Here is a 13,988-nt window from a genome sequence, read left to right on the forward strand (position 1 = left end):
ATGAACAAACTGCTTCAGGCATGGCCGGCACTCTTGTGTGCCTCCGCTGGCGCGGCCGATCTCCCCCCTGTGGAGAAGGCTCGCAGCGACGACACCATCATTGTCACCGGGCAACGGGTACAACAGAAACTCTCCGATGTTTCCGGCTCCATCACCGTCATCACCCAGGAAGAGCTGGACCGTCAGGTCGCCAGCGAGCTGACTCATGTGTTTCGCAAGATCCCCGGTGTCTCGGTCACCGGCTCTGCCGGGCGACCGCAAAACATCAGCGTGCGCGGCATCGGGGGCAACCGTATCCTGCTGATCAAGGATGGGGTGCGCGTCAGCGACGGCTTTGGCGCCGACAACATCAATGACAAGGTGGGTCGCTTCAACTTCGACCTTGATGACATCAAGCAGATTGAGGTGGCCAAGGGGGCCGGCTCCTCCCTGCATGGCTCCGATGCCATCGGCGGCACCGTGGTGATGAATACCAAGCAGCCGGAAGATTATCTGCAACAGCAAGATAGCTATCTGGCGGCCAAAACCCTCTACGGTGGCGACAGCAACAAGAAGAAGCTCAGCATGACCGGCGCGGTACGGGCACTGGAGAGCGAACATCTGTTACGCCTCTCCGGCTGGCGTGGCAACGAAACCGCCAACTTTGAGGAGAACCGTATTCCGGCTGATCTGGATGGCATGAGTGCCTCCACCAGCAGCCGCCTCCCCCTCAATGCCCATCACGCTCTGCGGCTGGAGCTGGACTACTACGAGGATCACGCCAAACGCCAGATGGGCCCAAAGGCGGTGCCCCAACCCGATGGCAGCTGGGATGTGGTCGGTTTTCAGGAAGATGGCGATCAGCGCACCCAGGGCGGCAAGTTCAGTTGGGAAGCCAACGATCTGGGCATGGTCGATACCCTCAACTGGAGCCTGTTTGGCAATCAGTCCCGCAACGAGGCCAACCAGCGCCAGCTGCTGCGCAACGATGCCCTGAGCGGCTATCCCAGATATCGCAGCCAGCGCACCCTCTCCACGTTCGAGGAACTGCGCCTTGGCAGCGAGCTGGAGTTGCAGAGCAAGCTGAGCACCGGCTCGCTAGATCACACCTTCAGCTACGGTGTGGAGCTGGAGCAGGCCAACCACGAGCGGCCGGTCAGCAATCTGACCCTGGAAGATGGCATCACCACCCAGGGACAGAAAGCCCCCTTCAGCAAGGCCGAAACCCGCCGCGATGGCATCTGGCTGAGCGATGTGATCGATCTGGGCAGCTGGCAGTTTACCCCGACCCTGCGCTTTGACCGCCAGCGCCTGCGCGCACCGGACAGCAATCTGGCCGAGAACCACAGCGACCACATCTCCCCCAGTGTGGCGGCCAGTTACCGCTTCAACGAAACATGGCGCAGCTGGCTCAGCTATGCCAACGGCTTCCGCGCCCCCGCTTACGATCAGGTTTACGGCAACATTCCTCACTACTTTGCCATGCCGCCGTTCGAGATCATTGCCAACCCCAACCTCAAGGAGGAGACCAGCCACAGCCTGGAGTGGGGATTGAATGGCCAAAGCGACAACTGGAGCGTCAAACCGGCCGTTTTCTACAACCGCTACTACAACTTCATCGACTGGCGCCAGACCGGTTTTCGCCTCGATGACGGTGTCTTCCTGCGCCAATATCGCAACGTTGCCAAAGCAGAAACCTGGGGCGCCGAGCTGGCCGCCAGCCTCTGGCTGAGCGACGAGTGGGAGCTTTCGACCAATCTGGCCTGGATGGATGGCAAGGATCACCGCGGTGAGCCGCTGCGCACGCAGACACCGCTGGAAGGCAACACCACCCTGCGCTGGCAACAGCTCGACTGGGGGGTTGAGCTCAGTGGCAACTATGCCGCCGCCATGACCAAGGTGCCACAGTGCGCCAATGCGCAGACTGGCTACAACGGTGCCTGCCAGAGCAGCGCAGGCTGGTTCAGTCTGGATCTCACCGGCGACTGGCAGATCACCGAGGCGCTCAAGGTCAATGCCACCATCGGCAACCTGCTCGATACCCGCTACGTCCGCTATCAGGATGTGGCCGGACTTCCGGCTGGCAGCGATACCTCCCTCTACAGCCAGAGCGGCCGCTACCTGTCAGCCAGCCTCAGCTACCGTTTCGTGGGGATGTGATGAAGCATCATGCAATCATGGCGGCCCTGTTGGCCGCCCCGTTGGCGTGGGCGCAAGAGGCCCTGCCACCGCCGATCCCGTCCCAATCGCACCTGATTTCAGGCAATCCCGTACGCCAGGATCCCTACTTCTGGTTGCGGGACGAGAGCCGCAGCAACCCGGCCATTCTCGCCCTGCTCAAGCAGCAAAATCGCTGGAGCGAGCAGCAGCTCGCCGCGCAGCAGCCGCTGGAAGCAACCTTGCGCGCCGAATTTGACCGCCATCCGGCGGGGGAATCTGTGCCAGACAACTGGCTTGTCCGCGGCGATCAGGCATGGCAACTGCGCCCGGATGGCTCACTCTGGCAACGCCACGGGGGCAAGGTGCAGCAACGACTTCCCGCCAGAGCGGGTGAGGGCTATTACGAAGCGGGCGGCTGGGCCCTGAGCCCGGATAACCACACACTGGCCATCGCCGAAGACAGGCGCGGCGATCTCGACTATCAGGTCACCCTGCTCGATCTCCAGAGCGGCAAGGCGCTGGCCAGTTTGGCGCAGCGCAGCGCTGATCTCGCCTGGTCACAAGATGGTCGCACCCTCTACACCATCGCCAACGAGCGCTACACCCTGCGCCCCTGGCAGCTGCGCGGCTGGCAGGATGGCCAGGAGCAGACTCTCTATGAGGAGCTGGATCCCGCCTGGCTGCTCAGCCTCTATCGCACCACGGATGGCCAGCATCTGGTGTTGCAGGGCAACAACCACGATAGCTCGGAGCAGTACCTGCTCGACTCGGGCAAACCGCAGCAGGTCAAACCCCGCCAGCGCGGGGTGGAATACTATCTGGACAGCCAGTCTGGCTGGGTGATCAAGAGCAACCGGGAGGGGGCATTTGCCCTCTACTCAGCCAGCACGCCGCTCGGTGAGTGGCAGCGCCTGTGGCCCAGCGCCGGGGAAGATCTCGGCGATCCCGAAAAGTGGCGACTGTTTGATCGCCATCTGGTGGTGCAGTTTCGCCAGCAGGGGGAGGATTGGCTCGCCCTGCTCGATCGCAACGGCCATGAACGCCAGCGCCTGCCGCTGGCCAGTGGCGCCGGTACCGGCTGGCTGCAAGGAGAACATGACCCGGCCAGCGACCGCATTCTGGTGCGCAGTCAGGGCTTGAGCCAGCCCCCCGGCCAGCGCTGGCTGGATTTAAACAGCGGCCAGTGGATCAACGACCAGCACACCGCAGGCAATAAAGCATTGCCCTATCAGAGCGAGCGGCGCTGGGTCACCTCCGACGATGGCACCCGGGTGCCTGTCTCGCTGGTGTGGCGCAAGGATCTGGCCCCCCGCGCCGTACTGCTCTACGGCTATGGAGCCTATGGCACGCCGATGCGCCCCTACTACCAGAAAGAGCTGTTGAGCCTGCTGGATCGGGGTTTTGTCTACGCCATCGCCCATGTGCGCGGCGGCGGCATGCTGGGGGAGCAGTGGACCCGCGACGGGCGGGGCATCAACAAGCAGAACGGCATCAGCGACTTTATCGCTGCCGGCAACACCCTGCGCCACTGGTCGTCCGACTCAGCCCCCCTGCCCCTGTTTGCCATGGGGGGCAGCGCGGGGGGCACACTGGTTGCTGCGGCCCTCAACCAGCAACCGACACTCTTTAGCGGTGCCGTGTTGCAGGTTCCCTTCGTCGATATGCTCGGCACCATGAGTGATCCCGCCCTCCCCTTGACCCGTCAGGAGTATCAGGAGTGGGGCAACCCGGCCAAGCCTGCAGAGTATCAGGCGATGCGCCGCATCAGCCCCTACGACAACCTGCACCGCGCCCCCTACCCGCCCCTGCTGGTCACTACCGCCCTGCACGACAGCCAGGTGCCCTACTGGGAGCCGGTCAAGTGGCTGGCCCGACTGCGGGAGCACAGCACGGGCTCCGGCCCCTACCTGCTGCTGACCGAACTGGAGGGAGGCCACCGCGCCGGTGGTGGCGATCGGGCTCGTGAATTTGCCTTCTTGTTGCATCTGGCGGGGATCACCCAATGACCCTGCCGCTGATTGGGAGTACCACTATGAAACCCCTGTTGCCCGCCCTCTTGCTGGGGCTGGCTGGCTTTTCCACTCAGGCCGCCGAACTGCGTTTTGTCGAACAGGACGCCCCGGCCGATCCCCGCCTCTGGCTCGAACAGCAGCTCGGAGTCACCCTGAGTGATGCCCCGGCCTACCAGCGCCAAGGCAAGTTGGGCCACTATCTTCACTATCGCCAGCAGCTCAATGGCGCACCGATCGCTGGCCTTATGGCCGCCGTCAGTCTCGATGAGCAGGGTCACCCGTGGCGCCTTTATCACAATACCCGGCTGATGCAGGCACAGGCGGCGCCATGTGATGAAGCAAGCCGTGCCGGGGTGGATGCCTATACCGCCACGCTGGATGGTACGGTGTGGCAATTCGCTGGCAGTGACGAAGCCCAGCCCTGGTACTGGCAGGATGGCGACACACTGACTGCGGCCTGGCGCCTGCTGGCGGTGGAAAGCCAGCCGGGCAACAGCAAAAGCAGCCACTGGCAACTGTTTGTCACCTGCGATGGCAGCGCCCTGCTGGGGCGCACGCTGCAAGAGGCCAACACCCGTGCCGAAGCGGCACCGCTGGCAGGGGAAGCGGCCACGGTGCAGGCCCGCATCTTTGCCCTCGACCCACGCACTCAGCTGCAAGATGGCAATTTGCTGTGGCGCCACGATCTGGTACTGGACAACCGGGCCTATCGCACCGTCCCGCTCACGGTACAAAAGGTGGATGACACCTACCAGCTAAATGGCCCACGCGCCCGGGTCGTGGATGGCACGGAGCCGGAAACAGCTCCCTTTAGTAGCCCTGATGCCGATGGCTTCCAGCTGGATCACCAGCAGCCCGCCTTCCTCGATATCAATGGCTACTACCATCTGGATCTGGCCCAGCGCCATGTGGAATCCCTTGGCTACCCGACGCTGATGGGCGGCCCCCTGGCCATCGATACCGATGCCGGGGAGCAGGACAACTCTCTCTATGACCCCTTCCTGCGCCGGTTGGAAATTGGCCGGATAGGGGTGCCCGATGCGGAAGATCCCATGGTGATCTGGCACGAGTTTGGCCATGCGGTGCAGCACCATATCCTGCCCGACATGGGAGAAGAGGGTGACTGGGGCGCCATCGGCGAGGGCTTTAGCGACTATCTGGCCGCCAGCTGGCGCCAGCGTAGTCCAGAGGCTCGCCAGTTCGAGCCTTTCATGGTCTTCAACTGGGATGCCAGGATCAGCGGCCGGACGCCCCGTCAGCTCGACGATCTGCGGGCGCGCTATCATCCGGGCTTCCTCTATCCGGCTCACCTCACTATCAACGGCAGCAACGGCGACCAATTGTGGGGCACTCCGCTCTTCACCGCGCAGCGCCAGGCCGTTGAACAGTATGGCGAGGTAGCCCGTGACGAGTTCGATACCCTGCTGATTGAATCCCACTTCGGCCTCGGCCCGCAGGTGCGGATGCCCCAGCTGGCGCGGGTCACCGTGGATACCGCCAACCGCCTCTATCCGGATCGCAGTTATGGCAAGCTGCTGGAGCAGGCCTTCCGCCACCACGCCCTGCTGCCCACTCCCATTGCGGCCCGCCTTGCCGATGACAGCTACCTGCTGCCCGGGGAGAAAAAGAGCCTCGCCATCGAATTGACCAACCAGAGCGGCCGCCCCCTGACCGTGGCTGACGCCAGCCTGCTCCCGAGCAAGGGGCTCATGGGTGACGGTCACTGGCAGGGAGAGCTCAACGCCGATGGCACCGCCCGCTGGACCCTGCCGCTGGAAGCAGCGAGCAACCTGACCTGTGGTGAGGCAGTCACCTTGCCGCTGCAGTTCCAGCTCACCCTGCCCAGCCCCACCGAGCGCCAGACCCGCCTTGACCTGCAACTGCCGATCGGTGAACCGCTCTGGCAACGGGCCATCGGCCAGGGTGGCCAGATCAAGGATGCGGTGAGCGATGAGCGGCACGGCCTGTCCCGCTTCACTCTCACCCTGCCCGAGAGCAAGGCCCGCATCGACAGCGGATTCGTGGTCGCCCTCGATCTGGAGCACAGCAAGCTGGAGCAGCTGGAGATCTGGCTCACCTCCCCTTACGGTACCCGGATCAGCCTGTGGAACAAGGGCTACGCCAGCCATACCCGGCTCAAGGGGGAGTTTCCTCGTGAACTGGTACCGTTCGAATCGCTGGACAAGCTGCACGGCGAACCGCTCGCTGGCCGCTGGCTGCTGGAGATCAACGACACCAGCGCCGGTGACACCGGTCAGTTGCGCAACTGGCGGGTAGCCCAGCAAGTCGGCGCCCGCTGCGACAAGGATGAAGCCCTGCCCAACACCGGCATCATTCCCCTTGAGCAGGATGAAGGGGGTGGCGGCACGGCTTCCCCCCTGCTGCTGTTGCTGGCCCTCTGGCCCCGCCTCTGGCACCGGAGCACCCCGCGCCGTTGAATCCTGTACCACGGGGGTTACCGCCCCCGTGAACCTGTGACCGAATCAAGGAATGTGAAGTGAAACCATCCGTACTGGTTATTGCAACCCTCTCAGCCCTGCTCAGCGCCTGTGGCGGCGGGGAAGATAACGCACCACTGGCGATCCCGGACTACCGGGTCGATGTCGCCCTGCCGACTGCCGGTACCCTGTGCGCCGATCTGGATCAGAACTGGCAATGTGATCCTGCCGACCCTGCCGTCAGCGGTGAAGGAGTTGTGGCCCTGGTCAGCCGTTCGGCCAACATCGTCAACTCGCCCCTGCTGTTCGTACCGAGGAGCGGAGGCCTGCTGCTGGCACATCCGGCCGCCAAAGGGGATCCACAACGGCTACAACCGACCCTGCTCAGCACCCTGTTGCAGAGCCGCATTGCCGAAGGGGTGGCCGCCGATCGCGCACTGACGCAGCTGCTGGCCGACCTCGCGCCGCTGCAACCGGGCAGCGACCGCGCGGCCCTCGCAGGTCTCGGCCAGTTTGATCAGGCGCTGCAGCAGGTGGCGATCAGCTTGCAGCAAGAGGCCCGCACACGCCTCATCACCGCCAAGGAGACCCAGTTGCTTACCACCAGCTATCGCGTCATCAGCCTGATGCTGGGGCAATTGGCTCAGGAGTGGCAGCGCAACGGCCAGTTTGCCGAAAATATCCAAAGCGAACTGCTGACCCTGCTGGTGCAACAGCAGCCACGCAACCTGCTGACCGTCACCGGCGTCACCACCTTCAGCGATGGCAACGATCCGCTGCTGGAACAGGAGCCCGACGACTATCCGGGACAAGATGCCAGCTGGAATCGCACTCGTCCCCAACTTGCCTATCGCAAGCTCAATGATCGCGGTCAGGTGCTCCCCGACAACGCGCCGAGCTGGCAGTGCGTCAAGGATCTCAATACCGGTCTGGTGTGGGAGGTCAAATCGGACGATCCCTTGAGTCCTGACTGGAAAAGCAGACCCTTTGCCTATGAGGATGAGCAGTTCAAGGCGACCGCAGGCGAGCAGCAAGCGGCCTATCAGCACATCCATCACAGGATCGAACAGCTCACCGCCGAAGGGGATCTGGCGGCTCTCGCCCGGGCACAGGCGCTGACCACCATGCTGACCACCCGCGCGTATCAGCAGTGGCTCAATGGCGAGCAGCGCTGCGGCATCAGCCAGTGGCGGCTGCCCACCATGGGTGAGCTGATGTCACTGATGCACTACGGCAGCCTGGCCAAGGACCCGCTGGGTCAACGCATCATCGTGGATACCCGTTACTTCCCGGATATCGCCCCCTCGGAAGATGACACCTACCATGGCTACTACTGGAGCGCCACCAGCAACACAGCCCAGCGCTTCTCCGGTGGCCCCATCAGCAAACGCACAGTCCTGCTCCTGGGAGAAGATGCGGGCACCACCTATCCCGCGCTGGTGCAGCAAGATACCTATATCGAGCTGATGCAGGTACGACTGGTCGCCACTCCCCAATAATCCGAGGAATATCATGAGCCTTTATCGCTTTTCGTTCGCCATGCTGGCACTGCTGGCCCCCCTGGCCCACGGTGCTGCCATTTGTGATGACACCATGGATCGCACCGCCCCCTCTGCCCGTTTTCTTGACCATGGCAACGGCACCGTCACGGATCAACACACCGGCCTCACCTGGATGCGCTGCAAACTGGGGCAGACATGGAGTGGCAGCAGTTGCCTGGGTGAACCGACCGTTTACTACTGGCAGCAGGGGCTGCAAGTGGCGGAGCGGATCCGCAGTGACAGCAGCCATGCTCTCTATCACTTCGGCGGTATCAGCCAGTGGCGCCTGCCCGACATCAAGGAGCTGGCGACCCTGGTCGAGCATGCCTGCTACAAGCCCTCTCTCAATGAAGCCATTTTCCCGCGCGCCATGGCGGGGGGCGGTAAAGAGGTCAATGAGGGCTATGTCTATCTGATGAGCAGCACGGTAACCTCCGCCAATGGTCAGCGGGCGTATCTGGATATCACCTCGGGAGATATCGGTCTTCGCTCCATTGGCGCCTACCCGGATCAGGTCTTGCTGGTCGCCAATAAACCCTGACCGCCCCACGCTCGAAACCGGAACGCGATGACAGGAGAGGCTTGAAAGCCTCTCCTTTTATTGCTCTTGCCGCCCCCCTACCTCACTCGCCATCACGCTCTTCTCCCGCCAGTGCCCCCTGCCCGCGATACCGACCTGATCCGGCTTCGCCCGCGGCATTTACCCCTTTCAGGTGATGACGAGGAGCAGCACTCTGCGCTTTCCAGGCCTTTCTCGCCCGCCATAACCAACAAAAAAGTGCGCTTCTTAACAAAATTTAATTACCGGTTAACCGATTAATAATTAACCCGTAAAAATGACATGTAAATCAGTGCGAAAGTGTCATAATGCGTAACATTATTGTTAAGTCGCTTGATTAATTTGGTTAGGAAAAACCTCTATGTTTGCTGATATTTCTGCTCAACATTGGGCTTTTGCCATTTATGTCATCGGTGCCATCACCATCTGTCTGGTGATGATAGGCCTCGCCGCCCTGCTGGGAGGTCGCGCCTACGGTCGCACCAAGAACAAGCCATTTGAATCTGGTGTCGACTCGGTCGGCAGTGCCCGCCTGCGTTTTTCCGCCAAGTTCTATCTGGTCGCCATGTTCTTCGTCATCTTCGACGTCGAGGCGCTCTACCTGTTTGCCTGGTCTGTCTCCGTGCGGGAGAGTGGCTGGGTCGGCTTTATTGAAGCCACCATTTTCATCGGACTGCTGCTTATCGGCCTGATCTACCTCTGGCGCATCGGCGCACTGGACTGGTCACCGCGCAAACCGCAGCTGAACAACAAAAACAGTGATTGAACCACAGACCCTTTCCTTGAGGTTGCACCATGAAGTACACCCTGACCCGGATTGACCCGGATGCACCCGTTGAGCGCTACCCCCAGGAGCAGCGCCAGACCGTCGATGACCCACTGGCGCAAGAAGCGACGCGCGGCATCATGATGGGCCGCCTCGAGGAGGTGCTGCAAGACACAGTCAACTGGGGCCGCAAAAAACTCCCTCTGGCCTTACAACTTCGGCATCTCCTGCTGCTACGTGGAGATGTGTACCGCCTTCACCTCCCCCCACGATGTGGCCCGCTTCGGCGCCGAAGTTATCCGTGCCTCGCCCCGTCAGGCCGATTTCATGGTGATTGCAGGGACTCCCTTCATCAAGATGGCGCCAGTCATCCAGCGCCTGTATGAACAGCTGCTCGAACCCAAGTGGGTGATCTCCATGGGGGCCTGTGCCAACTCCGGCGGCATGTATGACATCTATTCCGTGGTGCAGGGGGTGGACAAGTTCCTGCCGGTCGACGTCTACATTCCGGGTTGCCCGCCCCGTCCCGAAGCCTTTTTGCAAGCCCTGATGCTGCTGCAGGACTCCATCGGCAAAGAGCGCCGCCCCCTCTCCTGGGTAGTGGGCGATCAGGGGATCTACCGTCCCCAGATGCAGGCCGAAAAAGAGCGCAAGCGCGGCGAACGGATCAATGTGACCAACCTGCGCACGCCGGATGAGATCTGACCATGAAACTGACTCGTGATTTTCCCAGCAATTACGCCATGGCCCAGTGGCAGCCCAGCGACCACAAGGATGCCAAAGTCATTGGCGAACTGTTTGCCCACTTCGGGGCCGAGCACTTCACCGTGCAGACCACGCGCACCGGCGTGCCGGTGGTCTGGCTCCCCCGCGAACTGCTGCAGGATGTGATGGGCTTTTTGCGCAAGGTGCCCTCCCCGTTCGTGATGCTTTTTGATCTCAGCGCCACCGACGAGCGGCTGCGCAGCCATCGCGACGGTCTGCCCCAGAGCGATTTCACCGTCTTCTATCACCTCATCTCCATCGACCGTAACGCCGATGTGATGTTGAAAGTGGCGCTGGCCGAAAGTGACCTGCATCTGCCCACCATCACCAACCACTTCCCCAATGCCAACTGGTACGAGCGGGAAGTGTGGGATCTGATGGGCATCACCTTCGATGGCCACCCCCATCTGACCCGCATCATGATGCCCAAGAGCTGGCAGGGTCACCCGCTGCGCAAGGATTACCCGGCGCGCGCTACCGAATTCGATCCCTTCATGCTCGATGCCGCCAAACAGGACATGGAGCAGGAGAACCTGCTGTTCAAACCGGAAGAGTGGGGGCTGGCCCGCGGCAACGAGAACGAGGACTACATGTTCTTGAACCTCGGCCCCAACCACCCCTCTGCTCACGGCGCCTTCCGTTTGGTGTTGCAGCTCGATGGCGAGGAGATCCGCAACTGCGTGCCCGACATCGGCTATCACCATCGCGGTGCCGAGAAGATGGGCGAGCGCCAATCCTGGCACAGTTACATCCCCTATACCGACCGGGTCGAGTATCTGGGCGGGGTGATGAACAACCTCCCCTATGTGCTGGCGGTCGAGAAGCTGGCCGGCATCAAGGTGCCGCAGCGGGTCGACATGATCCGGGTAATGATGGCGGAGCTGTTCCGCATCCAGAGCCACCTCTTGTTCCTCGGGACCTATATCCAGGACGTGGGGGCCATGACCCCGGTCTTCTTCACCTTCACCGACCGGCAGAAGATCTACACCATCATCGAAGCGATCACCGGTGCCCGCATGCACCCGGCCTGGTTCCGTATCGGCGGTGTGGCCCACGACTTGCCGAAGGGATGGCAGCGGCTGGTGCAGGACAACCTGCTGAGCTGGCTGCCCAAGCGGCTGATGGATTACGAGAAAGCGGCGATGCGCAACAGCATTCTGCGCGGTCGCACCATAGGCGTCTCTGCCTACACCACCGAGCAGGCGTTGTCCTGGGGTACCACGGGGGCCGGATTGCGCGCCACCGGCCTCAACTTCGACGTGCGCAAGTGGCGTCCCTACTCCGGTTACGATCAGTTCGACTTTGAAGTGCCGGTCGGCAGCAATGGTGATGCCTACGACAGAGCCACCGTGCGGATCGAGGAGATCCGCCAGAGCATGTCGATCATCGAGCAGTGCATGAAGAACATGCCGGAGGGCCCCTTCAAGGCGGATCATCCGCTCACCACCCCGCCGCCCAAAGAGCGCACCTTGCAGCACATCGAGACCCTGATCAACCACTTCCTGCAAGTGTCTTGGGGCCCGGTGATGCCCGCTGCCGAGTCGTTCCAGATGATTGAGGCGACCAAGGGGGTCAACAGTTACTACCTGACCAGTGACGGCTCCACCATGAGCTACCGGACCCGGATCCGCACCCCGAGCTTTGCTCACCTGCAGCAGATCCCCTCGGTGATCAAGGGCAGCATGGTGTCGGACCTCATCGTCTATCTGGGCAGTATCGATTTTGTTATGTCGGATGTGGACCGTTAAGTGATCCGCCCTCCCGGCCATGGCCGGGAATCGGGATCGCCGGACGAGCAGTAAAAGGACAAGCCACCAAAGGTCAAGTCATGAGCCAGCAATGTCAGTGTCACAATAATCAGACCCCACAGGGGCAAGGGGCATGCAGCAGCAAACAGGACGACTTCGTTCTGAGCCAGGCTGAACTCGATGCCATCGAACACGAGAAACACCACTACGAAGATCCCCGCGCCGCCAGCATCGAAGCGCTCAAGATCGTGCAACAGGCCAGAGGCTGGGTTCCCGACGGCGCCATTCATGCCATCGCGTCCGAGCTCGGCATTCCCGCCAGCGACGTGGAGGGGGTTGCCACCTTCTATAGCCAGATCTTCCGCCAGCCGGTAGGGCGTCACATCATCCGCGTCTGCGACAGCATGGTCTGCTACATCAATGGCCATGAAGATCTGATGGCCGGTCTCAAGGAGGTGATGAACCTCGGCCCCGGTCAAACCACCCCGGATGGCCGCTTCACCCTGCTGCCGGTCTGCTGTCTTGGCAACTGCGACAAGGGGCCAGCCATCATGATCGATGACGACACCTATGGCGGCCTCGATCCGGTGACCTTGCTGAAAACGCTGGAGGCTTACCCATGAGCCTGCCGCAGAACAAGATCCTCGCCTCTCTTGGCACCGCCAACCGCACGGCCCGCACCGCCGAGACCCACCCGCTCACCTGGCGGCTGCGGGACGACGGCCAGCCGGTGTGGCTGGAGGAGTATCAGGCCAAGCAGGGCTATGACGCCGCCCGCAAGGCGCTCGGCCAGATGAGCCCGGATGAGATCGTCAGCACCGTCAAGGATGCCGGCCTCAAGGGGCGTGGCGGCGCGGGCTTCCCCACTGGCGTGAAGTGGGGGCTGATGCCCAAAGACGAGAGCATGAACATCCGTTACCTGCTCTGCAACGCCGACGAGATGGAGCCCAACACCTGGAAAGATCGCCTGCTGATGGAGCAACTGCCCCATCTGCTGATCGAGGGGATGATCATCAGCGCCCGGGCGCTCAAGGCCTATCGCGGCTACATCTTCCTGCGCGGCGAATATGTGGATGCCGCCATCCACCTGCGCCGTGCGGTGGAAGAGGCCAAGGCCGCCGGTCTACTGGGCAAGAACATTCTGGGATCCGGTTTTGACTTCGAGCTGTTCGTCCACACCGGCGCCGGCCGCTACATCTGTGGTGAAGAGACTGCGTTGATCAATTCGCTGGAAGGGCGCCGTGCCAACCCGCGCGCCAAACCCCCCTTCCCCGCCGTCTCCGGCGTCTGGGGCAAACCCACCTGCGTCAACAACGTCGAAACCCTCTGCAACGTCCCTGCCATTATCGGCAACGGGGTCGCCTGGTATCACGGGCTGGCGCTGCCGGGCTCGGAAGATCACGGCACCAAGCTGATGGGCTTCTCCGGCAAGGTGAACAACCCCGGGGTCTGGGAGCTGCCCTTTGGCATCACCGCCCGCGAGCTGTTTGAAAATTACGCCGGCGGGATGAAGAGCGGCTATCGCCTGAAAGCCTGGCAACCGGGCGGCGCTGGCACCGGCTTCCTGCTGCCGGAGCACCTCGATGCCCAGATGTATACCGCCGGTATCGGCAAGGTAGGTACCCGGATGGGGACTGGCCTCGCCATGGCGGTGGATGACTCCATCAGCATGGTCTCCCTGCTGCGCAACATGGAGGAGTTCTTCGCCCGCGAGTCGTGTGGCTGGTGCACCCCCTGCCGCGACGGCCTGCCCTGGAGCGTCAAGCTGCTGCGGGCACTGGAGCGTGGCGAAGGGCAATCCGGCGATCTGGCGACCCTGGAGCAACTCTGCGGTTTCCTTGGCCCGGGCAAGACATTCTGCGCCCACGCACCGGGCGCCGTCGAGCCGCTCGCCAGCGCCATCAAATATTTCCGCTCCGAATTCGAGGCCGGGATCAAAGGCAGCGGTGATAACCGCAAGCCGGTCACAGGGATCCAGCCCAATCTGCTGGGCGAGCGCTGGTAACGACACCACAGATTT

The 13,988-nt window shown here is 62.3% G+C and carries 9 protein-coding genes and 1 pseudogene; all 10 read left to right on the forward strand.

Translation table 11 applies throughout. The features are described 5' to 3' along the window. The 10 genes and pseudogenes from ACTG2O_RS16955 to nuoF all read left to right on the forward strand — a co-directional run bounded on the left by ACTG2O_RS16955 (nucleotide 1) and on the right by nuoF (nucleotide 13,973). The gene (locus ACTG2O_RS16955) at nucleotides 1-2,139 is read left to right on the forward strand and encodes a TonB-dependent hemoglobin/transferrin/lactoferrin family receptor (RefSeq protein WP_439976372.1); all 2,139 of its coding nucleotides are present in this window, start codon (nucleotides 1-3) and stop codon (nucleotides 2,137-2,139) included. Continuing rightward, a complete protein-coding gene (locus ACTG2O_RS16960) occupies nucleotides 2,139-4,145 on the forward strand; it encodes a prolyl oligopeptidase family serine peptidase (RefSeq protein WP_439976373.1) in 2,007 nt (668 codons plus the stop codon). Before ACTG2O_RS16955 ends, ACTG2O_RS16960 begins: the two co-directional genes overlap by 1 nt. Further along, nucleotides 4,142-6,589, forward strand: coding sequence for a proprotein convertase P-domain-containing protein (locus tag ACTG2O_RS16965; RefSeq protein ID WP_439976374.1), 2,448 nt, complete (start codon nucleotides 4,142-4,144; stop codon nucleotides 6,587-6,589). The genes ACTG2O_RS16960 and ACTG2O_RS16965 overlap by 4 nt, the downstream gene beginning before the upstream one ends. A 59-nt stretch (nucleotides 6,590-6,648) precedes the next feature. Then, entirely contained in the window at nucleotides 6,649-8,088 is a 1,440-nt protein-coding gene (locus tag ACTG2O_RS16970) for a DUF1566 domain-containing protein (RefSeq protein ID WP_439976375.1), read from the forward strand. Nucleotides 8,089-8,101: 13 nt separating this feature from the next. Continuing rightward, nucleotides 8,102-8,671, forward strand: a complete 570-nt coding sequence (locus ACTG2O_RS16975) for a DUF1566 domain-containing protein (RefSeq protein ID WP_005351118.1) — start codon at nucleotides 8,102-8,104, stop codon at nucleotides 8,669-8,671. Nucleotides 8,672-9,050: 379 nt separating this feature from the next. Next, nucleotides 9,051-9,455 carry an NADH-quinone oxidoreductase subunit A gene (locus tag ACTG2O_RS16980; RefSeq protein ID WP_005344919.1) on the forward strand — a complete coding sequence of 135 codons (405 nt, stop codon included), beginning with the start codon at nucleotides 9,051-9,053 and terminating at the stop codon, nucleotides 9,453-9,455. 29 nt (nucleotides 9,456-9,484) lie between these two features. Then, nucleotides 9,485-10,160: pseudogene (locus ACTG2O_RS16985) on the forward strand (NuoB/complex I 20 kDa subunit family protein). Nucleotides 10,161-10,162: 2 nt separating this feature from the next. Continuing rightward, a complete protein-coding gene (gene nuoC / locus ACTG2O_RS16990) occupies nucleotides 10,163-11,968 on the forward strand; it encodes an NADH-quinone oxidoreductase subunit C/D (protein ID WP_040067274.1) in 1,806 nt (601 codons plus the stop codon). 80 nt (nucleotides 11,969-12,048) lie between these two features. Then, a complete protein-coding gene (gene nuoE / locus ACTG2O_RS16995) occupies nucleotides 12,049-12,591 on the forward strand; it encodes an NADH-quinone oxidoreductase subunit NuoE (protein ID WP_234928252.1) in 543 nt (180 codons plus the stop codon). Beyond that, nucleotides 12,588-13,973, forward strand: a complete 1,386-nt coding sequence (nuoF, locus tag ACTG2O_RS17000) for an NADH-quinone oxidoreductase subunit NuoF (protein ID WP_439976376.1) — start codon at nucleotides 12,588-12,590, stop codon at nucleotides 13,971-13,973. The genes nuoE and nuoF overlap by 4 nt, the downstream gene beginning before the upstream one ends. The last annotated feature ends 15 nt before the right edge of the window (nucleotides 13,974-13,988 follow it).

It is taken from the genome of Aeromonas sp. 61P (assembly GCF_051919545.1).
GTDB classification, from domain to species: Bacteria; Pseudomonadota; Gammaproteobacteria; order Enterobacterales; family Aeromonadaceae; genus Aeromonas; species Aeromonas veronii.